19 protein-coding genes and 2 pseudogenes are annotated in these 22133 nt (G+C 63.2%); 6 read left to right on the plus strand and 15 right to left on the minus strand.

The genetic code is table 11. From position 1 onward, the window contains the following. Nucleotides 1-278: 278 nt before the first annotated feature. The 10 genes from lpdA to mdh all read right to left on the minus strand — a co-directional run bounded on the left by lpdA (nucleotide 279) and on the right by mdh (nucleotide 11502). On the minus strand, nucleotides 279-1685 hold the full coding sequence (gene lpdA / locus NKJ28_RS16135; RefSeq protein ID WP_352570007.1) for a dihydrolipoyl dehydrogenase: 1407 nt from the start codon (nucleotides 1683-1685) through the stop codon (nucleotides 279-281). A gap of 18 nt (nucleotides 1686-1703) precedes the next feature. Continuing rightward, entirely contained in the window at nucleotides 1704-2459 is a 756-nt protein-coding gene (locus NKJ28_RS16140; protein ID WP_352570008.1) for an SDR family oxidoreductase, read from the minus strand. Then, nucleotides 2456-2995: a hypothetical protein gene (locus NKJ28_RS16145; protein WP_502898228.1), complete on the minus strand. Its 540-nt coding sequence runs from the start codon at nucleotides 2993-2995 to the stop codon at nucleotides 2456-2458. Before NKJ28_RS16145 ends, NKJ28_RS16140 begins: the two co-directional genes overlap by 4 nt. Nucleotides 2996-3006: 11 nt before the next feature. Then, entirely contained in the window at nucleotides 3007-4305 is a 1299-nt protein-coding gene (odhB, locus tag NKJ28_RS16150; protein WP_352636441.1) for a 2-oxoglutarate dehydrogenase complex dihydrolipoyllysine-residue succinyltransferase, read from the minus strand. Nucleotides 4306-4334: 29 nt separating this feature from the next. Next, nucleotides 4335-7322 (minus strand): 2-oxoglutarate dehydrogenase E1 component, encoded by a 2988-nt coding sequence (locus NKJ28_RS16155; RefSeq protein WP_352636442.1) that lies wholly within the window; start codon nucleotides 7320-7322, stop codon nucleotides 4335-4337. A 126-nt stretch (nucleotides 7323-7448) separates the two neighbouring features. Continuing rightward, the gene (sucD, locus tag NKJ28_RS16160; protein ID WP_352450172.1) at nucleotides 7449-8351 is read right to left on the minus strand and encodes a succinate--CoA ligase subunit alpha; all 903 of its coding nucleotides are present in this window, start codon (nucleotides 8349-8351) and stop codon (nucleotides 7449-7451) included. A gap of 49 nt (nucleotides 8352-8400) precedes the next feature. Beyond that, nucleotides 8401-8772, minus strand: a complete 372-nt coding sequence (locus NKJ28_RS16165; protein WP_023679793.1) for a cupin domain-containing protein — start codon at nucleotides 8770-8772, stop codon at nucleotides 8401-8403. A 32-nt stretch (nucleotides 8773-8804) separates the two neighbouring features. Further along, nucleotides 8805-9296, minus strand: coding sequence for a hypothetical protein (locus NKJ28_RS16170; RefSeq protein ID WP_352578098.1), 492 nt, complete (start codon nucleotides 9294-9296; stop codon nucleotides 8805-8807). Next, a complete protein-coding gene (sucC, locus tag NKJ28_RS16175; RefSeq protein ID WP_352578097.1) occupies nucleotides 9296-10492 on the minus strand; it encodes an ADP-forming succinate--CoA ligase subunit beta in 1197 nt (398 codons plus the stop codon). Before sucC ends, NKJ28_RS16170 begins: the two co-directional genes overlap by 1 nt. Before the next feature lie 41 nt (nucleotides 10493-10533). Continuing rightward, nucleotides 10534-11502 carry a malate dehydrogenase gene (mdh, locus tag NKJ28_RS16180; RefSeq protein WP_352636443.1) on the minus strand — a complete coding sequence of 323 codons (969 nt, stop codon included), beginning with the start codon at nucleotides 11500-11502 and terminating at the stop codon, nucleotides 10534-10536. 232 nt (nucleotides 11503-11734) lie between these two features. On the opposite strand from mdh, the gene NKJ28_RS16185 reads away from it, so the two are divergent. Beyond that, a complete protein-coding gene (locus NKJ28_RS16185) occupies nucleotides 11735-12163 on the plus strand; it encodes a GNAT family N-acetyltransferase (RefSeq protein WP_352636444.1) in 429 nt (142 codons plus the stop codon). A 370-nt stretch (nucleotides 12164-12533) separates the two neighbouring features. Here the strand turns inward: NKJ28_RS16185 and NKJ28_RS16190 are convergent. The 3 genes and pseudogenes from NKJ28_RS16190 to NKJ28_RS16205 form a co-directional block, all read right to left on the minus strand. Next, nucleotides 12534-13384 (minus strand): annotated as a pseudogene (locus NKJ28_RS16190) (ADP-ribosylglycohydrolase family protein). Next, nucleotides 13384-14598, minus strand: a complete 1215-nt coding sequence (zapE, locus tag NKJ28_RS16200) for a cell division protein ZapE (protein WP_352636447.1) — start codon at nucleotides 14596-14598, stop codon at nucleotides 13384-13386. Before zapE ends, NKJ28_RS16190 begins: the two are co-directional and overlap by 1 nt. Nucleotides 14599-14742: 144 nt before the next feature. Continuing rightward, nucleotides 14743-15282 (minus strand): protease inhibitor Inh/omp19 family protein, encoded by a 540-nt coding sequence (locus NKJ28_RS16205; RefSeq protein ID WP_352636448.1) that lies wholly within the window; start codon nucleotides 15280-15282, stop codon nucleotides 14743-14745. Nucleotides 15283-15585: 303 nt separating this feature from the next. Between NKJ28_RS16205 and NKJ28_RS16210 the strand changes: the two are divergent. Then, nucleotides 15586-16589, plus strand: a pseudogene (locus NKJ28_RS16210) (MBL fold metallo-hydrolase). Here NKJ28_RS16210 and NKJ28_RS16215 read toward each other — a convergent pair. Both NKJ28_RS16215 and NKJ28_RS16220 read right to left on the minus strand, forming a co-directional pair. Continuing rightward, nucleotides 16586-16981 (minus strand): NAD(P)/FAD-dependent oxidoreductase, encoded by a 396-nt coding sequence (locus tag NKJ28_RS16215; RefSeq protein WP_352636449.1) that lies wholly within the window; start codon nucleotides 16979-16981, stop codon nucleotides 16586-16588. The pseudogene NKJ28_RS16210 and the gene NKJ28_RS16215 overlap by 4 nt on opposite strands. Next, nucleotides 16938-17843 (minus strand): flavin-containing monooxygenase, encoded by a 906-nt coding sequence (locus NKJ28_RS16220; RefSeq protein ID WP_352636450.1) that lies wholly within the window; start codon nucleotides 17841-17843, stop codon nucleotides 16938-16940. The genes NKJ28_RS16215 and NKJ28_RS16220 overlap by 44 nt, the downstream gene beginning before the upstream one ends. Nucleotides 17844-18081: 238 nt before the next feature. On the opposite strand from NKJ28_RS16220, the gene NKJ28_RS16225 reads away from it, so the two are divergent. The 4 genes from NKJ28_RS16225 to ftsY all read left to right on the plus strand — a co-directional run bounded on the left by NKJ28_RS16225 (nucleotide 18082) and on the right by ftsY (nucleotide 22104). Then, nucleotides 18082-18243 (plus strand): DUF1328 family protein, encoded by a 162-nt coding sequence (locus NKJ28_RS16225; protein ID WP_031195454.1) that lies wholly within the window; start codon nucleotides 18082-18084, stop codon nucleotides 18241-18243. 74 nt (nucleotides 18244-18317) lie between these two features. Beyond that, nucleotides 18318-19202, plus strand: a complete 885-nt coding sequence (gene dapF, locus NKJ28_RS16230; RefSeq protein ID WP_352593776.1) for a diaminopimelate epimerase — start codon at nucleotides 18318-18320, stop codon at nucleotides 19200-19202. Next, nucleotides 19202-20503, plus strand: a complete 1302-nt coding sequence (gene mtaB / locus NKJ28_RS16235) for a tRNA (N(6)-L-threonylcarbamoyladenosine(37)-C(2))-methylthiotransferase MtaB (RefSeq protein WP_031212717.1) — start codon at nucleotides 19202-19204, stop codon at nucleotides 20501-20503. Before dapF ends, mtaB begins: the two co-directional genes overlap by 1 nt. Nucleotides 20504-20514: 11 nt before the next feature. Beyond that, on the plus strand, nucleotides 20515-22104 hold the full coding sequence (ftsY, locus tag NKJ28_RS16240; RefSeq protein ID WP_352636451.1) for a signal recognition particle-docking protein FtsY: 1590 nt from the start codon (nucleotides 20515-20517) through the stop codon (nucleotides 22102-22104). The last annotated feature ends 29 nt before the right edge of the window (nucleotides 22105-22133 follow it).

The raw sequence follows: 22133 nt of genomic DNA on the forward strand, positions 1-22133 counted from the left end.
AGCAACGCTTTCAACTCGCCTCTGCTCAGTCTAACGTCTCGATTGGTCATGGCACTTCCCCTTCCACGGGAATCGGTGATCGCAATGTCACCACCGTGCCATGGCCGCTCGCCCCTCAGAGCAGGCGCCGTTCTCTCTCCAAAACTTTTTGCAGAACCTCCAGCACACTATCTCCTTCGCGCCCCTCTCTGTCCTGCCGGACATCTCCCCCACTTGGGGGGAGATTGGCTATCAGCCCCGCTTTCGCCAATCGCCACCGTCGCCTGCGATTCAACCGCTCAGATATGGATCGGCTTGAAGAACGTCGCCAGTGCCGCCTCCTTCACCGCTTCCGACATTGTCGGATGGGCGTGACAGGTGCGGGCTAGGTCTTCCGACGAGCCGCCAAATTCCATCAGCACGGCCGCCTCGTGGATCATCTCGCCGGCGCCGAAGCCGACGATGTGGACGCCGAGCACACGGTCGCTGGCCTTGTCGGCCAGGATTTTCACAAAGCCGTCGGTGTGCAGCATGGCGCGCGCGCGGCCATTGGCGCTGAACGGGAATTTTCCGGCCTTGTAGTCGACGCCGGCCTTTTTCAATTCTTCTTCGGTCTTGCCGATCGAGGCGATTTCCGGCGTGGTGTAGACGACGCTCGGAATCACGTCATAGTTCACATGACCGGCCTGGCCGGCGATGGTTTCGGCCACCGCCACGCCCTCGTCCTCAGCCTTGTGTGCAAGCATCGGCCCGGCGATGACATCGCCGATGGCATAGATGCCAGGCACGTTGGTCCTGAGATGGCCGTCGGTCTTGACCCGGCCGCGCTCATCGACGTCGACGCCGGTCTCCTTCAGCCCGAGAGCGTCCGAATAGGCCCGTCGTCCCGTCGAAATCAGCACCGCGTCCGCCTCGATCGTCTCGGCCGCACCGCCTTTGACCGGCTCGAAGGTGACCGTCGCCCCCTTCTTGGCCTTGGCGACGCCGGTCACCTTGGCGCCCAGCCTGAATTCAAAGCCCTGCTTCGACAGCAGGCGCTGGAATTGCTTGGAGACCTCGCCATCCATGCCGCCCAGGATGGTGTCAAGGAACTCGACCACGGTGACTTTGGCGCCGAGCCGCGCCCATACCGAGCCGAGTTCCAGACCGATGACACCGCCGCCGACCACCACCAGATGGCCCGGCACCTTGTCCAGCGACAGCGCGCCGGTCGACGATATGATCACCTTCTCGTCGAAATCGACCTTGACGCCGGGAATGCCGGCGACGTCGGAGCCGGTGGCGATGACGATGTTCTTGGTCTCGATCTCCTCGACCTTGCCGTCATCGGAGGTCACCGACACCTTGCCGGCCGCAACTACCTTGCCGGTGCCACGAAAACTGTCGATCTTGTTCTTCTTGAACAGGAAGGCGACGCCATTGACATTGGCCGTCACCGTCGCATCCTTGTGTGCCATCATCTTCCCAAGATTGAGCTTGGGCGCGCCGATCTCGACGCCGAGCGCCTCGAAGGAATGGCCGGCCTCGGCAAACATCTCGGACGCGTGCAGCAGCGCCTTTGACGGGATGCAGCCGATGTTGAGGCAGGTACCGCCGAAGGTCGGGTTCTTTTCGACTACCGCCGTCTTCAGACCGAGCTGCGCCGCCTTGATGGCGCAGACGTAGCCGCCTGGTCCCGATCCGATGATAACGACGTCATAGGCCATGATACTGTCCCTTTTGCTTTAGCGGCCGCCGCCGATTTCCAGATTGGCGCCTGTTGTGTAGGACGCCTCGTCCGACAGCAGCCAGAGAATTGCGGCCGCGACTTCCTCGGCGGTGCCGACGCGCTGCATGGGCACCACCTTGCGCATTCTCTCGACGCGATCCGGCTGCCCGCCGGAGGCATGAATTTCGGTGTCGATGATGCCCGGGCTGACCGCGTTGACACGAATGCCTTCGCCGGCCACTTCGCGGGCAAGCCCGATGGTGAAGGAATCGACCGCGCCCTTGGAGGCGGCGTAGTCGACATATTGACCCGGCCCGCCAAGCCTTGCCGCGATCGAAGAAACATTGACGATGGCGCCGCCCTTGCCGCCATGCCTGGTCGACATCCGCTTCACCGCCTCGCGGGCGCAAAGCATCGGCGCGATCACATTGATGCGCATCATGCGCTCCAGCCTTGCAGCGCTAAGCTCGTCGACGCACGCGCTCTGGTCGACCACGCCGGCATTGTTGACGAGCGCGTCGAGCCGACCGAAACGGCCATCGACAGCCTCGAACATGGCCAATACGTCCGTCTCGCTGCCGACATCGGCCTTGACTGTGAAGGCTTCTCCGCCAGCGGCCTCGATGTCGGCGACCACCGCTTCGGCGGCTTTTGCATTCGACGCGTAATTGACCGCAATGCGATAGCCGGCCTTGGCGGCAAGCCTGCATGTAGCGGCACCAATGCCGCGGCTGCCGCCGGTCACCAGCAGGATCTTTCCGCTCGCGCTCATTCCTGACATCCCTTCAGGGCAAAGACGTCCCAGGGCACCTTGGAAAAGCCGTTGGCGCCATAGGCCGCCGACATCTGCAACGACGCTCCCAAGTCAGGCAAGATCAGCTTCTTCGGCGCATCCTTTCCTTCGCCCGGCAGCAACGCGATATTGCCCTGGTCGTCGGCAGTGTAGATGACGCCCTCCCACACGGTGCAGGCGGCGAGCTCGTCGCCGGTGACGTCGCCGGCCGGGCATTTGTACATCAGCGAGCCATGCGGCTGCGCCGCGCCCTCGGTCCACATGACGATGCCGTCGAGCACGACGCCCTTGTCGAGCACCATCTTGAAGCTGTTGGTGACGGCGGCCGACTCGCCGGTCGGCCTGAAATCGATCTCGGCGGCGTTTTCAGGATCGCCATAGACGGCGAGCTCGAGCGGGCAGGCGGCGAGGGCCGCGGAGACCGTCTGCACGCCGAGTGCGCAGATTGTGACAAACAAACCGGACCGGAAACGAGACGAACTCATCCGGCGGCGCAGATCGATGCTCCGGCTCACGTCGGCCGCCCCTAGAGGTCGAGCACCAGCCGCTCAGGATCCTCCAGGCTTTCCTTGACCCGCACCAGGAAGGTCACCGCTTCCTTGCCGTCGACGATGCGGTGGTCGTAGGATAGCGCCAGATACATCATCGGCCGGATGACGATCTGGCCGCCGACCACCACCGGCCGCTCCTGGATCTTGTGCATACCCAGAATGCCGGACTGCGGCGCATTGAGGATCGGCGTCGACATCAGCGACCCGTAAACGCCACCGTTGGAAATCGTGAACGTGCCGCCTTGCATATCGGCGACGGAGAGCTTGCCGTCGCGCGCCGCAAGCCCCAGCCTGCCGATGTCCTTCTCGATTTCGGCGATGGACATCTGGTCGGCATTGCGCACAACCGGCACGACAAGGCCTTTCTCTGTACCGACGGCAACGCCGATATGCGCGTAGTTCTTGAAGATGATGTCGGTGCCGTCGATCTCGGCATTGACCGACGGGATCTCCTTCAGCGCATGGGTGACGGCCTTGGTGAAGAAGCCCATGAACCCGAGCTTCACGCCGTGCTTCTTCTCGAACACGTCCTTGTATTTGCTCCTCAGCGCCATCACCGCGCTCATGTCGACCTCGTTGAAGGTGGTCAGCATGGCGGCGGTCGATTGCGCTTCCTTGAGGCGGCGCGCGATGGTCTGGCGCAGCTTGGTCATGCGCACGCGCTCCTCGCGCGAGGCATCGTCGGCCGAGGATGGCGCGCGCGCGGCAACGGGTGCCGGTACAGGCGCGGCCTTCGGCATTTCTGCCGGCTGCGACGGTGCGCCCCTGGCGATCAGGTCGAGCACGTCGCCTTTCAGCACCTGGCCGCGCTTGCCCGAGCCCGACACCTGGTCGACTGCGAGATTGTGCTCGGCCAGCAGCTTTGCTGCCGACGGTGCCGGCGGCATGGTGCGCGTCTCGATCGCGCCGGCGTCGCCGGCGATCTTGGCCGTCTCGGCAGCGGCCTGCTTGACGCTCGAGGCCGCAGTCGGAGCCGAAGCCTGCGACACCGCCTCCTGCTTCGTTGCCGGAGCGGCGGAATTGGCTGCCGCGCCGGCGCCTGCCGAAATCGTGCCGAGCAGTGCGCCGACGCCGACCGTCTCGCCTTCCTTGACGGCGATCTCGCTGAGCGTGCCCGCGGTGGCGGCCGGCACTTCCACCGTCACCTTGTCGGTTTCGAGCTCGACCAGCGGCTCATCGGCGGCGATCGCGTCGCCGACCTTCTTGAACCATTTGCCGATGGTCGCCTCGGTGACGGATTCACCAAGTGTCGGGACGCGGATTTCGGTTGCCATTGTGCCTGTCCGTTTCTTTCGGTTCTGTTCTATTCACCAAGCGCGTCGTCGAGCAAGGCGGCAAGCTGGGCGAGATGCTTCGACATCAATCCGGTCGCCGGCGAGGCGGCGGCCGGCCGGCCGGTATATCGCACCCCCTGATGCTTGGCGTCGATATGCGCCAGCACCCATTCGAGATACGGATCGATGAACGACCAGGCGCCCATGTTCTTGGGCTCCTCCTGGCACCACACCATCTCGGCATTGCGGAAGCGCGACAGTTCGGTGATCAGCGCCTTGGCCGGGAACGGATAGAGCTGCTCGACGCGCAGCAAATAGATGTCGTTGATGCCGCGCTTCTCGCGCTCCTCGTAGAGGTCGTAATAGACCTTGCCCGAACAGAGCACGACACGGCGGATCTTCGAATCCTTGGTGAGCTTGATGGCCTGGCCCGACAGCAGCTGGGCATCGTCCCACAGCAGCCGGTGAAAGGCGCTTTCGCCCGACATCTCCGGCAGCGTCGATACCGCCCGCTTGTGGCGCAGCAGCGACTTCGGCGTCATCAGGATCAGCGGCTTGCGGAAGTCCCGCTTCAACTGCCGGCGCAGTATGTGGAAATAGTTGGCTGGCGTCGTGACGTTGGCGACCTGCATATTGTCTTCGGCGCAAAGCTGAAGGAAGCGCTCGAGCCGGGCCGACGAATGCTCGGGGCCCTGGCCTTCGTAGCCATGCGGCAGCAGGCAGACGAGGCCCGACATTCTGAGCCATTTGCGCTCGCCCGACGAGATGAACTGGTCGAAGACCACCTGGGCGCCGTTGGCGAAGTCGCCGAACTGCGCTTCCCACAGCGTCAGCGCCTTCGGCTCGGCCAGCGAGTAGCCATATTCGAAGCCGAGCACGGCCTCTTCCGACAGCATCGAGTTGATGACCTCGAAGCCGGCCTGCGCCGCCGACAGATTGTTGAGCGGGATGTAGCGTGTCTCGTCGCGCTGGTCGTAGAGCACGGAATGGCGCTGCGAGAAGGTGCCGCGCTCCGAATCCTGGCCGGACAGCCGGATCGGATTGCCGTCGAGCAGGATGGCGCCGAAGGCCAGCGCCTCGGCCGTAGACCAGTCGATGCCTTCGCCCGACTCGATCGCCTGGCGGCGGTTGTCGAGGAAGCGGATGATCGTCTTGTGCGCCTCGAAATCCTTCGGCACCTCGGTCAGCTTCTTGCCGATCTCCTTCAGCGTCTTGACCGGCACGGCGGTCTTGCCGCGCCGCTGTTCGTCCTGGTTGTCGGCCGAGCGCAGGCCGGACCAGGCGCCGTCCAGCCAATCCGCCTTGTTCGGCTTATAGTGCTGGCCGACCTCGAATTCCTGCTCGAGATGCGCCCGCCAATCGGCCTTCACCTTTTCGAGCTCGGCCTGGGTGATGTGGCCTTCCGCGATCAGCCGGTCGGCATAGATCTGCATGGTCGTCTTCTGGTTGCGGATCTTGCGATACATGATCGGCTGGGTGAAGGCCGGCTCGTCGCCCTCATTATGGCCGAACCGGCGATAGCAGAACATGTCCACCACGACAGGCTTGTGGAACTTCATGCGGAATTCGATCGCCACCTTGGTGGCATGGACCACGGCTTCCGGATCGTCGCCATTGACGTGGAAGATCGGCGCTTCGATCATCTTGGCCACGTCGGACGGATAGGGCGACGAGCGCGAGAAGCGCGGGTTGGTGGTGAAGCCGATCTGGTTGTTGATGATGAAATGCAGCGTGCCGGCGACGCGGTGGCCGCGCAGGCCCGACAGGCCGAGGATTTCGGCAATCACGCCCTGGCCGGCAAAGGCCGCGTCGCCATGCAACAGCAGCGGCAGCACCTTGGCGCGCTCTTCCAGCGGCACGATCTCCTCGCGGCTGCGGCCGAACAGATAGTCCTGCTTGGCGCGCGCCTTGCCCATCACCACCGGGTCGACGATTTCCAGATGCGAAGGATTTGCGGTCAGCGACAGATGCACCTTGTTGCCGTCGAACTCGCGGTCCGACGAGGCGCCGAGATGGTACTTCACGTCGCCCGAGCCCTCGACCTCGTCGGGCGCGGCGGAGCCGCCCTTGAACTCATGGAAAATGGCGCGGTGCGGCTTGGCCATCACCTGCGACAGCACGTTCAGCCGGCCGCGATGCGCCATGCCGAGCACGATCTCCTTCATGCCGAGCTGGCCGCCGCGCTTGATGATCTGCTCCAGCGCCGGGATCAGCGACTCGCCGCCATCGAGGCCGAAGCGCTTGGTGCCCTTGTACTTGACGTCGATGAACTGCTCGAAGCCTTCCGCCTCGACCAGCTTCTGCAGGATCGCCTTCTTGCCGGCTGCGGTGAAGGAGATCTCCTTGTCGGTGCCCTCGATGCGCGCCTGGATCCAGGCCTTCTCCTCGGGATCGGAAATATGCATGAATTCGACGCCGAGCGTCGAGCAATAGGTCCGGGTCAGGATATCGAGCATCTGCCGGATGGTGCCGAATTCCAGCCCGAGCACATTGTCGAGGAAGATCGGCCGGTCGTAGTCGGCTTCGGTGAAGCCGTAATTCTCCGGCGACAGCTCGTTGTAATCCTCCAGCGGCTTGGCAATGCCCAGCGGATCGAGATTGGCGTGCAGGTGGCCGCGCATGCGGAAGGCGCGGATCATCATGATGGCGCGGACGGAATCGCGCGTCGCCTGATGCACGTCGGCGTCGGAAAGCGCTGCGCCGTTGCCGACCGCCCTGTCCTTGACCTTCTTTTCGATGTGCTTTTCGACCAGGCCCCAATTGCCGTCCAGCGCCGAGACCAGCTCGCCATTGGCCTGCATCGGCCAGGAGGGCTTGGCCCAAGAGGCGCCCTTGGCGTTCCTGCGCACGTCGCCGGCGTCATCCTTCAGCGCCGCGAAGAAGTCCTGCCATTCGGGATCGACTGAAGCGGGATCGTCCTCGTAAGCGGCATAGAGCGCGTCGATATAATCGGCATTGCCGCCATAGAGGAAAGAGGTAAGCGAAAACTGGTCGTTGGCCTGATCTTGTCTTGCCATGTCACTGTCGAAGCCTTTGCTTCGTCTCCTTTGTTGGAGGGGAGTAAGGGAATAGGGGAGTAAGGGAGTAGGGCAAATGCCCTCGTGTTGTTCCCTACTCCCCTATTCCCGTACTCCCATACTCCCCTAACCCTTGATCGCCTCGACCAGCGTCGTGCCGAGCCGGGCCGGCGATGGCGAAACCTTGATGCCGGCCGATTCCATCGCCGCGATCTTGTCTTCCGCGCCGCCCTTGCCGCCGGAGATGACCGCGCCCGCATGGCCCATAGTGCGGCCCGCCGGTGCGGTGCGCCCGGCGATGAAGCCGGCCATCGGCTTGCTGCGGCCGCGCTTTGCCTCGTCCTTGAGGAACTGCGCGGCGTCTTCCTCGGCCGATCCGCCGATCTCGCCGATCATGATGATCGACTTGGTCTCGTCGTCGGCGAGGAACATCTCCAGCACGTCGATGAACTCCGTGCCTTTGACCGGATCGCCGCCGATGCCGACGGCGGTGGTCTGGCCGAGGCCGACATTGGTGGTCTGGAACACCGCCTCATAGGTAAGCGTTCCCGAGCGCGAAACAACGCCGACCGAGCCCTTGCGGAAGATGTTGCCGGGCATGATGCCGATCTTGCATTCGTCCGGGGTCAGGACGCCTGGACAGTTGGGGCCGATCAACCGCGACGTCGAGCGGTCGAGCCTCGCCTTGACCTTGATCATGTCCATCACCGGTATGCCCTCGGTGATGCAGACGATCAGCGGGATCTCGGCCTCGATCGCTTCCAGGATCGCTTCCGCAGCACCCGCCGGCGGCACGTAGACGACCGAAGCGTTGGCGCCGGTCCTGGCCTTGCCTTCGGCTACGGTGGCGAAGATCGGAAGCGCTTCGCCCTTGGCGCCGGTCCAGGTTTCGCCGCCCTTCTTGGGGTGGATGCCGCCGACCATCTTTGTGCCGTGATAGGCCAGCGCCTGTTCGGTGTGGAACGTGCCGGTCTTGCCGGTCAGGCCCTGCACCAGCACCTTGGTGTTCTTGTCGACGAGAATGGACATGGTGGTCCTTTTCAAAAACCGTTGATCGGGGAAGGCCGCGCGCTCATGGTCACAACCGCTTCAGCTCGGCGACGGTAAGGTCGCTTTTGGCATTGCCGGTGTTGAGCGTCGTTGCCGGCTCGAACATCAGCACCACCGGCTCCTCGCTTAGCGAGCGCGGCCGGTGCTCGACGGCGCGCGGCACGACAATGAACTCGCCGCTGGAAAGCTCCACCGTGCCGTCGCGGAAATCGATGGCGATGCGCCCGCGCAGCACCAGGAACGCCTCGTCCTCATTGTCATGCGCGTGCCAGTCGAAGACGTCGCCGAACTTGGCGATCTTGACCTGGCTGTCGTTCACGTCGCCGGCGATATGCGGATCGAAGACCTTCTTGATCTTCTGATCCGCCGCCTCGACGAGGTTTATCTTGTGCGGAGGCATCGCCTATCGACCTTGACCCTGAAGTTCTGTTTTCAAGCTGGGCATTTTTGGTTTCCGTGAACGACAGCACCGATCCATCGGCCCCCGGCGCGCCGGATCGTCACGATCTGCACCGATAAATTGCCGCCAGACGTTCTCAATTCACCAAGGGACCTGGGGTCATCATCGGCTTGGAAACTGCTGCCATATTTGGTCAGAAGCCTTTTCAGGATCATGTTGGCGGCCAGCTTCGGATCGTTGGTGCCGAAGGAGACCAGGCAGTCGCAGCGACCGTTCGAACTCTTGATTGAGGCAACGATCTCCGTAGCCTTGTAGACTTGCAGCCCGTCGGATCCGGCCTTGAACCCGCTTTGCCGGGCAACCGCGTTGAACCGGCCGAAGCTGGGCGCCGTTGCCGGACATAAGTTCATGAAGAGATTGACCCTCTTGCCGATCCACGCGGGCGACTTCGAACTATCCGCGGCCGCAGCAGCGCTGGCCCAAAGGGCCATGCCGGTCAGCGCTAGGGCCAGCATCCGCTGCATCAGACGCCCTTCACCGCCGCGACGATCTTCTTGGCTGCATCGTCGAGATCGTCTGCCGACACCACGTTCAGCCCGCTGTCGTTGATGATCTTCTTGCCGAGCTCGGCATTGGTGCCTTCCAGCCGCACCACTAGCGGCACTTGCAGGCCGACCTCCTTGACCGCGGCGATCACGCCCTCGGCGATGATGTCGCATTTCATGATGCCGCCGAAGATGTTGATCAGAATGCCTTTGACCGCCGGATCCTTGGTGATGATCTTGAACGCCGCCGTCACCTTTTCTTTCGACGCGCCGCCGCCGACATCGAGGAAGTTGGCCGGCTCGGCGCCGTAAAGCTTGATGATGTCCATCGTTGCCATGGCAAGGCCGGCGCCGTTGACCATGCAGCCGATATTGCCGTCGAGCGCGACATAGGCGAGGTCGTATTTCGACGCCTCGATCTCCTTCTCGTCCTCTTCGGTGGTGTCGCGCAATTCGAGCACGTCGGGGTGGCGAAACAGCGCATTGTTGTCGAACGACACTTTGGCGTCGAGAACGCGCAGCCGGCCGCTCCTCATGACGATCAGCGGGTTGACCTCGAGCAGGCTCATGTCCTTCTCGACAAAGGCCTTGTAGAGGATGGGGAACAGCGTGGCGCCATCCTTGGCGGCGTCGCCGTCGAGTCTCAGCGCGGCGTTGAGCTTCTTCACATCGTCGGCCGTCACGCCTTTTTCCGGGTCGATGGCGACGGTAATGATCTTTTCCGGCGTGTCGTGGGCGACCGCCTCGATGTCCATGCCGCCCTCGGTCGAGACGACGAAGGCGACGCGCCCGACCGAGCGGTCGACCAGGATCGACAGATAGAGCTCGCGCTCGATGTCGGCGCCGTCCTCGATATAGAGCCGGTTGACCTGCTTGCCGGCCGGGCCGGTCTGCTTGGTGACCAGCGTGTGGCCGAGCATCTCCTTGGCATTGGCGACGACCTCGGCTACCGACTTTGCCAGCCTGACACCGCCCTTGGCATCGGCGCCGAGCTCCCTGAATTTGCCCTTGCCGCGGCCGCCGGCATGGATCTGGCTCTTGACCACATAGAGCGGGCCGGGCAGCGCCTTGGCGGCGGCCTCCGCCTCGCTCGCCTTGAACACCGGCACGCCCTCGGCCACCGGTGCGCCAAAGCCCTTCAGCAGCGCCTTGCCCTGATATTCATGGATGTTCATGCGCTATGTCTCCAGCTTGCTTGGCGGGCTTGGTTGCCGGCTTATTTGGCCGCGAGATGCGGAGCGATCTTGACGCAGGCATCGCACAGGCCCTGCACCGCTGCGACCGAACTGTCGAACATCTTCTGCTCGTTCTTCGCGAGTTCGATCTCGATGATCCGCTCGACGCCGCCGGCGCCGATCACCACGGGAACGCCGACATAGGTGTTCTTGACGCCATATTGGCCGGAGAGGTACGCCGCACAGGGCAGCACCCGCTTCTTGTCCTTGAGATAGGCTTCGGCCATGGCGATGGCCGAGGCGGCCGGCGCATAAAAGGCAGAACCGGTCTTGAGCAGGCCGACGATCTCGGCGCCGCCGTCGCGGGTGCGCTGCACGATCTGGTCGAGCCGCTCTTTCGAGGTCCAGCCCATCTTGACGAGGTCGGGCAGCGGGATGCCGGCAACCGTCGAATAGCGGATCATCGGCACCATGGAATCGCCATGGCCGCCGAGCACGAAGGCAGTGACGTCCTCGACCGAGACCTTGAATTCCTCGGCCAGGAAATAACGAAAGCGCGAACTGTCGAGCACGCCGGCCATGCCGACGACATGGCTCTTGGGCAGGCCGGAAAACTTCTGCAGCGCCCAGACCATGGCGTCGAGCGGATTGGTGATGCAGATGACGAAGGCTTTCGGCGCGTATTTCTTGAGGCCGGCGCCGACCTGCTCCATCACCTTCAGATTGATGCCTAGAAGATCGTCGCGGCTCATGCCGGGCTTGCGCGGCACGCCGGCGGTGACGATGCAGACATCCGCGCCCTCGACGCCGGCATAGTCGTTGACGCCGGTCAGCCTCGAGTCGAACCCATCGACCGGCGACGACTGCGCGATGTCCAGTCCCTTGCCTTGCGGGATGCCTTCGGCGATATCGAACAGCACGACGTCGCCGAGATCCTTGAGGCCGACCATGTGGGCGAGGGTGCCGCCGATCATGCCCGAGCCGATGAGCGCTATCTTGTTGCGTGCCATGTCAGGATATTTTCCCTTTGACTATGACGGCGCCCAAATCCTTGACGATTTGATGACGGCGTCGGAGGAAGAGGCCGGAATGCTGCGGAACCGCGAAATTCGCCGCACGCAATAGCCCCGGCCGCACAAAAATTCAAACGATTATTTTGGAGTGAGTAATTTCAATCGGTTAGAAACAATGGGAGTTACGTAAACGTCAAAATTCTGAAGCCGGCTAGAGGAATTCTACACAATGGCACTGGAAATCAGAAGGCTGTTTCCTGACGATGACGCCCTTGTGATGCGGGTTGCCGATGAAGTCTTCGACGAGCCGGTCAGGCCGGATCGGCTCTCCGCCTATCTCGCGGAGCCCTGTCATTTCATGGTCGTGGCCCTCGCCGACGGCATCGTCGTTGGCCAATGCGCAGCCGTCATCCACCGCCACCCGGACAAGGTGAGCGAACTCTACATAGACGAGGTCGGCGTGGCGCCGGCCTTTCAACGCCAGGGCATTGCGACGAGGATGCTCGGCGCCATGTTCGCACTCGGTCGCGAGCATGGCTGTGAGGAGGCGTGGGTCGGCACCGAGCCGGACAATGTTGCTGCTCGCGCACTTTACGAGTCGCGAAAAGAGCCGCATGGGCCGGCGGAGGATTTTGTGATGTATGTGTACCGACTTTAGATTTTTGGTGTCGGCGGGCCAGTACCCCCCTCTGTCCTACCGGACATCTCCCCCTCAAGGGGGGAGATTGGCAGCTTCGGCGCTTCGCCCTTTTGTATCAACGGAGATTGGCGAAGACCGGCGTGACGTCCGATCTCCCCCGTGAGGGTCCCTTGAGGGGGAGATGTCCGGTAGGACAGAGGGGGTGTGACGGAACACTGCCTTTCGGTTTTTGAAATAACGCTCTAACCCTTCGCCTGACGCGCCTCCAGCGACGATCCCTTCCCCTTGTGCCTTTCCGCCCAATCCTCCAGCCAGTCGCGGCTCTGCATCTCGATCAGCCGCGAGGCGGTGCGCGGAGAGCTTGTTGCCGCGCTTGGCCGTGTGGAGATCAGGCCGCCAGCCCGCGAAGCCGCCACAAATCCTCGCCCCGCCGCTGGATGTCGTCCAGCCAAGCAAGCTTTTCGAGCCAGTCGGGGGGAATTCTCGAGAGCCCGTAAAGCGCACCGGCCAACTGGCCGGTCACGGCACCGACGGTATCGGCGTCGTCGCCGAGATTGGCCGCGGCCAGCACCGCAGATTTGAAGTCCGTCGTCGTTGCAACGCTCCAGCAGGCGGCGTCGATCGTAGCGGGAGCATGGCCGGTGCTGACCACATCGCTACGAGCGCGATCGTCCTTTGCCTTTACGCTTTGGGGAAGAACGCCAGTTTCGACAATATCCCAGAGAAATCCCGCTAGAAGTTCGCAGCATTTTTGAGGAACCGGCGCAGCATGAGTGGTCCTGCCCTGTGCGAGAGCCAGAGCACATGCCTGATCGCGGCTTGTGGCGCACAGCACGACTGGTGAAAGCCGCATGATCGAGCCGTTGGCCTGGAGATGCTCTGCCTCATTGTTCTCGACCGTACCGTACAACTCGAACGCCCGCAGCGCAGCTCTCGTCGCGCCGCCAATGTCGAAACATTCGCCGGTCACGGAATTCACGCCGAACCGAAGTTCGCAAGCAGATGGCGAGGTACGACTTCGCCTTTGCTGGCGATAAGAGAATCGGCGAGGCAAAGCGCCATCGAAGTGTCGTCCGTCCATTCTCCGGGTTCGAGGCCGAAAGGCCCACCGCCCACCATGTCGGTAAGGGGCGGCCTGCTGTCGCGTTCGGCGAACTCCAATGTGGTGCCGACGGCATCTCCCACAGCCAGCCCGACTAGAGCACCTAAGGCGCGGTCTCTATTGGCCTCATGAGCCATCACGGAACCTGGCTGGTCGGGCGTTGCTCGGCCTCGTTTTGCAAGCGCTTTTCCTTGTGCCTCTCCGCCCAGTCCTCCAGCCAGTCGTGGCTCTGCATCTCGATCAGCCGCGATGCGGTGCGCTCGAACTCGAAGACTTCGTTGCCGCGCTTGGCCGTATAGAGCTGCGCCGGCGGTGCCGCGGCGCTCATCACCAGCCGTACATGATGATCGTAGAGCGTATCGACCAGCAGGATGAAGCGCTTGGCTTCGTTGCGCTTGCCTTCGCCGAGCACCGGCACATGGTCGATGAAGATGGTCGAGAAGCGGGCGGCAATGGCAAGATAGTCGCGGGCGCCGAGCGGCCTCTCGCAGAGATCGGCGAAGGAAAACCGCGCAGCCTCCCCTGCAGCCCGCGGCACCATGACGTGCCGGCCCTTCACCGTCAGCATCGTCTCGACCGTCGGCCTGCCATGTGTCATCACCGCCCACGCGTCGTCGAGCGCATGGTCGGCGGCGGCATCGGCCGGGGTGACGTAGACCGGCATGCGGCTGAGCTTGTCGAGGCGGTAATCCTTGTCGGCGTCAAGCGCCAGCACCTGCGCGTGGCGCTCCAGGATAGCGACAAACGGCAAAAACAACTGACGGTTCAGGCCGTCGCGGTAGAGATCCTGCGGCGCGACATTGGAAGTGGCAACCAGCACCACGCCATTGGCAAACAACGCCGAAAACAACCTTGACAGGATCATCGCATCGGCGATGTCGGTGACGGAGAACTCGTCGAAGCATAGCACCCAGGCTTCCTCGGCCAGCGCGCGCGCCACCGGCGGGATCGGGTCGTCCTCCTTGGCCGTGCCGTTCTTGCGAGCCTGCCGGTGCTTCTGGATGCGGTCCTGCACGTCGGCCATGAAGTCGTTGAAATGCACCCGGCGCTTGCGCCGCACCGGCAGCAGCTCGAAAAACATGTCCATCAGCATGGTCTTGCCGCGGCCGACGCCGCCATGGATATAAAGGCCCTTGACCGCCTCGTGCACCTCGCGCTTGCGGGCGAACAACCACCCCAGCGCGCTTGATTTCTGCGCCAGCCGCTTTGCCGATATCTCTTCGATCAGCCGGTCGAGCGCAGCGGCGATCCGCTCCTGCGCCGGATCGCGCCCGATGGCGCCCGTCTCGACCAGATGGTCATAGCGCTGCTTGACGGTCGCATGGGTCTGGAGGCCGTCACGCAGATGCATTGGTCACGTCGTTCCGGAGCAATTCCAAGAAAAGTGTGTAGCGGTTTTCTGTCCGGAATTGCGTAAAAACAAAAGAGGCAATTCCAGGAAAAATGTATAACGGTTTTCTGTCCGGAATTGCGTAACAAATAGAGGGCGGTTCACTTACCTTGTAAGCGAGATCGGCAGGCCGTTGGAAGTCTGGCCGTCGAATTTCTCGCCGCCCGAAGAATAGAGCCGTGCCAGCGTGCCGCCATTCTCGTCAAAGAGCGTCAGCTGTTTGCCGGCGACGTTCCAGGATTTGATGCCGTCGAGCGGCGCCGGGCAATGCAGCGGTCCGGCGCGATAGCCCGAGCCGAATTTGGTCTGCGGCGTCGCCACCTGACAGCTCTGGCCGGACACGCTTGCCTTCCACACACCGGCGACGCTGGACGCGGTCAGATCGGCCGCACCGGCCGGCGCCGTCCCGTCGGGCGGCAGCGAGGCGATCTGGGTGTTCTGCGGCGCGGTCGGAAATTTCGACGGGTCGGCCGGGCCGGGTGTCGCCGGTGGCGGCAGCTGGTTTGCAGTCACCTTGCCGGCGGGCGCAGCTTCCAGCGGCGCCGGCTGCTGCTCGTCCATCGATGAGAACCGTGAGGTTGAACAGCCGCTCGCAACGAGCACGGCCAGCGATACGGCCAGCAGGCCGGTTTTCGAAAATTTCATTCTTCAACCTCCGTCGGATCGGGCTGGGGATGCCGTCCGCGCAATGTCCCCCTCACCAAGATGGAGAAGGTGGCGAAATTTCAACCCGATATGGTTAAAATACGGTTTGCGCCGCTAATGTTGCAAATTTGTCGCAAAATGCACTTTGCCTGAATTGCGCTACGCCTTGGCCGTTTGGCCGGCACCTCCGGTTGATGCGATACGGCGCGCTGGCGCCAAATCCTTGGCGTTCACCTCAAATGCTTGTGCGGGCCGGCTCCGGCATTATCTCTTGGGATCAGCAAACTGCAGGGAGCCGATTTCTTGGCCGCGAGAAAGAGAGCCGCCAACCGCTATTACAGCGGGCCGCCCAGCGATCATTTCGACGGCACCTTGTTCTTCAATCCCAACGGACGGCCGCCGGGTCGCTTTGCCGATCTGTTGAAATGGCAATTGAGCCGCGAGCGCTCGAAATGGCCGGCGGCGGATCCGAGCCCGTTTCCACCGGCAAGACCGGTCGAGCGCATCGATGGTTCTGCGCTGCGCCTCACCATGGTCGGTCATTCCTCGCTGCTCGTCCAGACAGCCGGCCTGAACATCCTGACCGACCCGGTCTGGTCGCGACGCGTCTCGCCGCTCTCCTTCGCCGGTCCGAAACGCGTCAATCCGCCGGGCATCGCCTTTTCGCATTTGCCGCCGATCGACCTCGTGCTGGTCAGCCACAACCATTACGACCACCTCGACCTCGCCACGCTGAAGCGCCTGAAGACAAGACACGACCCGCTGCTGCTGACGCCGCTCGGCAACGACACGATCATCGGCGCTGCCGTGCCCCGTATGCGGCTTTCCGCGCATGACTGGGGCGACCGGGTCGATATCGGCGATGGCGTCGCCGTCTATGTCGAGCCGGTGCACCACTGGTCGGCCCGCGGTACTCGCGACCGGCGCATGGCACTGTGGGCGGGTTTCGTCGTCGAGACACCCGACGCAAAGATCTATTTCGCCGGTGATACCGGCTTCCACGGTGGCATCAATTACCGGCTGATGGCGCAAAAGCACGCCGCCTCGCCATCCTGCCGATCGGCGCCTACGAGCCGCGCTGGTTCATGGCGCCACATCACCAGGATCCGGAGGAGGCGGTGCAAGGCATGCTTTTGTGCAACGCCGCCTATGCCGCCGGCTGTCACTGGGGCACGTTCCGGCTCACCAACGAGCCGATCGACGAGCCGCCCAGAAAGCTCGGCGAAGCGCTCGATGCTGCCGGCCTGCCGCGGCAACGTTTTCGCGCCTTGCGGCCGGGCGAAGTCTGGGACGTGCCGGCGGTCTAGCCCGGCGACCGGCCTGACGGCGCAGGCGAACCCAAGGCTTCCATACACCTGGCTATGTGGGCGGCGTCGCGGCCTACATATGAGAGAAGGCCAGAGCCAAAGGTATGCATCCAATGGAGGCCAAGAAAATACAGGCCAGGAAAAGCCGTCACGCCACGCTGTTGAACGGGTGCACCGCGCGAATCGAAAATTGGCAAATCTATCCAGTTGTAGTCGAAGAGGTATCCCGTCCCCCAGATAACCGAGCTGACGTTCTCGCCGGAGATATCCACTGACCGGGCGCCGCCGACTTCCGCCAGGATTGGCGTTGCTGAGCGTTCATTGCCATCGCTGATGTGGTCCGCGACTTCAGGTTTCTCTGCCAACGCCTGCAGCGGAGACAAAATCGTCATAGGACCTATCGGCTTCAGCCAATATCTGCGAGGCATCCCCGGCCACCAACAGTTTTCCATCGGCGTATCCGAGCACACGTCCCAGCACCGTTCCGCTATCGCGGGCAAAACGGCGGACGTTCATATCGTAACCGCCATTGACACCGGTTACGACCGTCGAGGGGGGATACCGCTGCTCCGGGAAACTGTCGATGGTGATCTCGAAACGTCCCATTTTGTCGAACCACCACAAAACATCCTTGCCGCGATAGCGCCGAGGCACCCGACGATGGGGGCTGACCGAAAGATAGACATTGCGCCCGGATTGCTGGAGCTCATCGGCTATCTGGCTTCCAGATGCGCCGCTGCCCACCACCAGCACCGCTCCGGGGGGAAGTTCGTCGGGGCTGCGGTAGTTCGAAGCGTGAACCTGGTAAACGGATCGAAGCAAATCCCTGGCGGCCGCCGGTACCATCGAACGCTGGAACGGGCCCGTCGCCACTACGACATTGCGGGCTCTCATGCTGCCGGTGTTTGTCTCCAATGCATAATCGCCGGTATCCCTGTGCCGGAGCCTCGTGACCTCGACACCCTGGCGAACCGGAGCTGCAATTTTGGCCGCATAGTGCTCGATGAATCGCGTGACAGCGGTGTGATGGGCGAACCCCTCCGGTTCGGGGCCCTGATAAGAAAGCCCAGGAAGCTCTATTGCCTGGTTGATGAATTGAAATCGGAGCGAATCCCAACGCTCCGTCCGCCAGCGTTCGGCAATACGAGCGCGTTCCAACACAACATGCTCACGTTCATGTTGTTGAAGATAGTAGCTCATGGCGAGCCCCGCCTGGCCGCCACCAATAATGATTGTGTCCCAACGCTCGGTCATTGGAAATTTTACCAAGCCGTCGAGACTCAAATATGCAAGTCCCGACTTTCCTATCCGCCGGCCGCAGCTCATGTGCCAGCTAACACGTCGTTTGGATCATTCAATACTATGACACATTGCATCCGTAGCTGCATATCCCAGCCGGGTTCTCCGACCCGCCCCAGCCACCGCCGGCGGAACCCAAGGCCTCGCTGAAGCGTTTGTACGTGTTCAAACCTGTCGGCTGCGAGGTAATCTCATGATCAGGTGGATCATCATTCTTTTGATTATCGCGGCCGCGGCGAGCCTGCTCGGCATGCCGGCACTGGCCGGAGCCGCCGCCACCGGCGCGCGCATCCTCATCGGCATCGTGCTGATCATCTTCCTGCTGATCGTGCTTGGCGTCTTCGCGGTGACTTGAAAATCACGCCGCGCTGGTAATTTCTGCCGCTATCCGCCATATAGGCGCCAAACCGGCAAGAGACCTTTCGATCGATGGCAAGCGCGGCCCCTTTCGCCAAGATGAACGGCATCGGCAACGAAATCATCGTTGCCGATATGCGTGGCCGTGCCGATCGCGTGACGCCTGCGGCAGCCGTCGCGCTTAATGCCGATGCGGCGACCAGGTTCGACCAGATCATGGCGATCCACGACCCCAGGACGCCGGGCACCGCCTTTTTCATCGACATCTTGAATTCCGACGGCACCAGGGCGCAAGCCTGCGGCAACGGCATGCGTTGTGTCGTCCAGGCGCTCGCCGCCGAGACCGGCCAGAAGACATTTGCCTTTGAAACAGTCGCCGGCATCCTCAATGCCGAGGAACATGCCGACGGAATGATCTCGGTCGACATGGGCAGGCCGCGCTTTGGCTGGCAGGACATCCCGCTGGCCGAGGAATTCCGCGACACCCGCATGATCGAGCTGCAGATCGGTCCGATCGATTCCCCGGTGCTGCATTCGCCGTCGGTCGTCTCGATGGGCAATCCGCACGCCATCTTCTGGGTCGACCGCGACGTCTGGTCGTACGAGCTCGAGCGCTTCGGCCCGTTGCTCGAAAACCACCCGATCTTCCCCGAGCGCGCCAACATCACCATCGCGCAGGTGACCTCGCCGGAGACCATGGTCATCCGCACCTGGGAGCGCGGCGCCGGCCTGACCAAGGCCTGCGGCACGGCTGCTTGCGCCGCTGTGGTCGCCGCGTCCCGCACCCGGCGTACCGGCCGCGGCGTCACGCTGATGACGCCCGGCGGCGGCTCGCTGCATGTTTTGTGGCGCGACGACGACCACGTCATCCTGACCGGTGCCGCCGAATGGGAATTTTCCGGCAGCTTCGATCCGTCGACCGGGGCGTGGGCGCGCGACACCGAAAGCGCCGCCTGATGGCTCCTCTTGGCAACAAGGGTATCGAGGTCGTCACCTTCGGCTGCCGGCTGAACACCTATGAATCCGAGGTGATGCGGCGTGAAGCCGAAAGTGCGGGCCTCGGCGGGCTCGAAGGCGGTGCCATCATCTTCAACACCTGCGCCGTCACCGGCGAGGCTGTACGCCAGGCCAAGCAGTCGATCAGAAAAGCCCGCCGTGAGAACCCGGCTGCCCGCATCATCGTTACCGGCTGCGCCGCGCAGACCGGCCCGCAGGATTTCGTCGCCATGGACGAGGTCGATCTCGTCCTCGGCAATGAGGAAAAGCTGAAGGCGCATTCCTATCGCGCGCTGCCGGATTTCGGCGTCAACGACACTGAGAAGGCGCGCGTCAACGATATCTTTTCGGTGCGCGAGACGGCCGCCCACATGGTCGACGCCATCGAGGGCCGGGCGCGCGCTTTTGTCCAGGTGCAGAACGGCTGCGACCACCGCTGCACCTTCTGCATCATTCCCTACGGTCGCGGCAATTCGCGCTCGGTGCCGATGGGCGCCGTGGTCGAGCAGATCAAGCGACTCGTCGGCAATGGTTATGCCGAGATCGTGCTGACCGGTGTCGATATGACCAGTTTTGGCGCCGATCTGCCGGGCGCACCGAAGCTCGGCAAATTGGTCAAAACCATCCTGAAGCAGGTGCCCGACGTGAAACGCCTGCGGCTGTCCTCCATCGATTCGATCGAGGCCGACGACGATCTGCTGGACGCCATCGCCACCGAGCCGAGGCTGATGCCGCATCTGCATCTGTCGCTGCAATCGGGTGACGACATGATCCTGAAGCGGATGAAGCGCCGGCACAGCCGCGACCAGTCGATCCGCTTTTGCGAGGATGTGCGCAAACTGCGCCCCGGCATTGTTTTCGGCGCCGACATCATCGCCGGCTTCCCGACCGAGACGGACGCCATGTTCGAAAACTCGCTGGAGATCGTCGAGGAATGCGGCCTGACGCATCTCCACGTCTTTCCGTTTTCGCCGCGCCAGGGCACGCCCGCCGCGCGCATGCCGCAGCTCCGCCGCGACGTCGTCAAGCAACGCGCGGCACGCCTGCGCGCCGCCGGCGAGGCCGCCTATCGCCGCCATCTTGCCTCGCTCGCTGGAACGCATCAGTCGATCCTGGTCGAGCGTGACGGCCTTGGCCGCACCGAAGGGTTTACGCTGGCCGCGGTCTCTGCCGGCGCTCCGGGCGACATCGTCGAGGCTGATATCGCCGGCCATGACGGTATCCGACTGATCGCCGCGCCGCTTGCCGCCCGCGCCGCCTGAGAACGCAAGACATGGCTGGGTTTTTCAAGAAGATATTTTCGTTCGGCAAGAAGGAAGTCGTCGAGGAGCGGCCCGACGAGACCGCACCGCTGCCGCCGATCAAATGGGACGAACTGGAGGCGCTGAAACCGGCCGCCGAGCAGGCCGTCCCGGAGTTTTTGAAACGCGACGTGTCGCGACCCGAAGTCGAAGCCGTACCTCCACCGCCAGTCGAACCAGAGTTGCCTCCGGCACCCCAACCGGCGCCGGAATCGCAGAAGCCTGAGCCGCCGCCGACCATTCCACCCGAGCCGGAAACGCCTGCTGAGGAACCGGAGGAGATCCGGGCCGAGCCGCAGCAGCCAGAAATCGTCCCCTCCCAGCCAGAACCTGCACCCGTCGAAGTGCCGGTAGTGCCCACCGAGGCTCCCTCAGCGGCGCAAGCGCGCGAAGTCCCGCCCGCCGAAATACCGCCCCCGATCCGCCAGCCAGCGCCGGCCGAGACGAAACCGATCTTGACCGAGATCGCGCCCGAACCGGAGGTCGTGCCGGCGCCCCACCCTCCCATCGAGGGGGAGGTAAAGCCCGAGCCAGAAGCCGTTCCGCAACCAGCGCCGGAGCCAAAGCCCGCCCCCGGCAAAGTCACCGTAACCAAGAAGGTCGAGCAGAAAGCCGAGCCGCAGAAGGCGCCCGAACCGGCGCCGAGGCGCTCCTGGTTCCAGCGCATGCGAGACGGGCTTGCCCGCTCTTCCAAGGAGTTGTCGGGCAACATCGCCGGCGTCTTCACCAAGCGGAAACTTGACGAGGACACGCTGCAGGACCTGGAGGATGTGCTGATCCGCGCCGATCTCGGCATGGAGACGGCTTTGCGCGTTACCGACGCGCTCTCCGCCAGCCGCTACGGCAAGGACGTCTCCGACACCGAAGTCCGGGCCATCATGGCGGCCGAGGTTGAGAAGGTGCTGACCCACGTCGCCATGCCGTTGGAGCTCGACCTCAGCCACAAGCCGCATGTCATCCTGGTGGTCGGCGTCAACGGCACCGGGAAGACCACGACCATCGGCAAGCTCGCCGCAAAGCTCACCGATGGCGGCCTCTCGGTGATGCTCGCCGCCGGCGACACCTTTCGCGCAGCCGCGATCGAGCAGCTGAAGATCTGGGGCGAGCGTACCAACTCGCCGGTCATTGCCTCGAAGCTCGGCGCCGATGCCGCCGGCCTCGCCTACGATGCATTCGAGCGCGCGAAGGAGGCCGGCTCCGACGTGCTGATCATCGACACCGCCGGGCGGCTGCAGAACAAGACCGAACTAATGGCGGAACTGGAAAAGATCGTCCGGGTGCTGGGCAAGCTCGATCCGGAAGCGCCGCACACCGTGCTGCAGACGGTCGATGCCACCACCGGCCAGAATGCGCTCAACCAGGTCGAGATCTTCCGCAATGTCGCCGGCGTCAACGGCCTGGTGATGACCAAGCTGGACGGCACGGCGCGCGGCGGTATTCTGGTGGCGATCGCGGCAAAGCACAAATTGCCGGTCTATTTCATCGGCGTCGGCGAACAGGTCGACGACCTCGAACCCTTTTCCGCAAGCGAATTCGCCAGGGCGATCGCTGGCGTGGCTTGACGAGCATGATCCCAAAAAGTTGCAGGCTT

Origin of the sequence: Mesorhizobium sp. M0145, from assembly GCF_040322355.1 — a bacterium.
GTDB lineage: Bacteria > Pseudomonadota > Alphaproteobacteria > Rhizobiales > Rhizobiaceae > Mesorhizobium.

Coding starts and splice junctions, on each gene's coding strand:
- sucD (WP_352450172.1), bottom strand. CDS start 8,351: ATGTCCATTCTCGTCGACAAGAACACCAAGGTGCTGGTGCAGGGCCTG.
- NKJ28_RS16225 (WP_031195454.1), top strand. CDS start 18,082: ATGATCAGGTGGATCATCATTCTTTTGATTATCGCGGCCGCGGCGAGC.
- sucC (WP_352578097.1), bottom strand. CDS start 10,492: ATGAACATCCATGAATATCAGGGCAAGGCGCTGCTGAAGGGCTTTGGC.
- NKJ28_RS16215 (WP_352636449.1), bottom strand. CDS start 16,981: ATGACGATTTTGTCTCCGCTGCAGGCGTTGGCAGAGAAACCTGAAGTC.
- mtaB (WP_031212717.1), top strand. CDS start 19,202: ATGGCTCCTCTTGGCAACAAGGGTATCGAGGTCGTCACCTTCGGCTGC.
- NKJ28_RS16205 (WP_352636448.1), bottom strand. CDS start 15,282: ATGAAATTTTCGAAAACCGGCCTGCTGGCCGTATCGCTGGCCGTGCTC.
- NKJ28_RS16220 (WP_352636450.1), bottom strand. CDS start 17,843: ATGACCGAGCGTTGGGACACAATCATTATTGGTGGCGGCCAGGCGGGG.
- NKJ28_RS16140 (WP_352570008.1), bottom strand. CDS start 2,459: ATGAGCGCGAGCGGAAAGATCCTGCTGGTGACCGGCGGCAGCCGCGGC.
- ftsY (WP_352636451.1), top strand. CDS start 20,515: ATGGCTGGGTTTTTCAAGAAGATATTTTCGTTCGGCAAGAAGGAAGTC.
- lpdA (WP_352570007.1), bottom strand. CDS start 1,685: ATGGCCTATGACGTCGTTATCATCGGATCGGGACCAGGCGGCTACGTC.
- dapF (WP_352593776.1), top strand. CDS start 18,318: ATGGCAAGCGCGGCCCCTTTCGCCAAGATGAACGGCATCGGCAACGAA.
- zapE (WP_352636447.1), bottom strand. CDS start 14,598: ATGCATCTGCGTGACGGCCTCCAGACCCATGCGACCGTCAAGCAGCGC.
- mdh (WP_352636443.1), bottom strand. CDS start 11,502: ATGGCACGCAACAAGATAGCGCTCATCGGCTCGGGCATGATCGGCGGC.
- NKJ28_RS16155 (WP_352636442.1), bottom strand. CDS start 7,322: ATGGCAAGACAAGATCAGGCCAACGACCAGTTTTCGCTTACCTCTTTC.
- NKJ28_RS16185 (WP_352636444.1), top strand. CDS start 11,735: ATGGCACTGGAAATCAGAAGGCTGTTTCCTGACGATGACGCCCTTGTG.
- NKJ28_RS16165 (WP_023679793.1), bottom strand. CDS start 8,772: ATGCCTCCGCACAAGATAAACCTCGTCGAGGCGGCGGATCAGAAGATC.
- odhB (WP_352636441.1), bottom strand. CDS start 4,305: ATGGCAACCGAAATCCGCGTCCCGACACTTGGTGAATCCGTCACCGAG.
- NKJ28_RS16170 (WP_352578098.1), bottom strand. CDS start 9,296: ATGCAGCGGATGCTGGCCCTAGCGCTGACCGGCATGGCCCTTTGGGCC.